This is a genomic window from Bartonella sp. MR168JLCBS (assembly GCF_042194175.1).
The window spans coordinates 1-887 of sequence record NZ_JBHIMP010000227.1; the positions used below are offsets into that span (position 1 = coordinate 1).

Below are 887 nucleotides of genomic sequence, written 5' to 3' on the forward strand. Positions count from 1 at the left end.
ACGAGTGAACGTCTTCACATTGTTGGACGGTAAGGAGATGGTGACATACGATGTCGTCGACGTCTTCGTCTCCATTATTCAGAAAATGCTAAAGCTCGTGCCGTATCCTTTTAAGATGCGGGCTTCAATTACCCGTCCACTCGCACTGTGCTTGTCGAAATCAGATGACACGGCGGAAGAAGCTCTCGGTATGGTCGGTGTTGCTGCGCAGACTGTCCATGATGTCGAGATCGTCCTCATGCCGATAATTTTGAATGGCCATTTCCATCTCCTCGTTCTGGACAACAGGAAACATGAGTACACTCATTACTCTTCGTTGCAGAGCGAGGAATACGACAAGGACGCCCACGATATCGTAAGTTTCCTTGTTGAGTATAGAGGAAATATCGTTCTTGTTAACATAAAATTGTATTTGTTTACAGCGGACACTATTCGATACTTGCGTCGAGATGTCACTTGGCGAGGCGGTGACGGCCTCTTACCCATTGGTGCACGACAGGGACGCTCCAAGGCAACGATCAGGTTCGATGACAACAGAGTTCCCTCGGCTTGTTGGTCGGGTTCAGGCAATGGAACGACGATCACACGCGAATGCGCCGACGAAATTAACAAATGAAGTACCCGCGTGGGACGCCACTACCAAAAGTCCCGATGCAGTTGAGGTGGGCCCGCCGATTCCCGACGCCCTGAGTGGGATGAGCTCGGACTTTGACGACGACGATGTCATTGGTGTCGCCGTTCGAAAAATAGCACGTTCGAGGAGACGTGCGAAGAAAAGGAAAACAACAAAGGGTAAGTCTCCGCAGCACTCCGCTGACACAGTTTCAATCTCGCTGACAGCCACCAGTGGTAACGAACAATACGAGGAAGTACGGCAAGAATTCATA

2 protein-coding genes are annotated in these 887 nt (G+C 50.2%); both read left to right on the forward strand.

Annotated elements, in window-relative coordinates; translation table 11 throughout:
• Nucleotides 1–616 (forward strand): hypothetical protein (locus tag ACFIK8_RS10505; RefSeq protein WP_375669393.1); only part of this gene is annotated, 616 nt, incomplete at its 5' end.
• Nucleotides 617–662: 46 nt separating this feature from the next.
• The coding region (locus ACFIK8_RS10510) for a hypothetical protein (RefSeq protein WP_375669394.1) at nucleotides 663–887 on the forward strand (225 nt) is incomplete at its 3' end.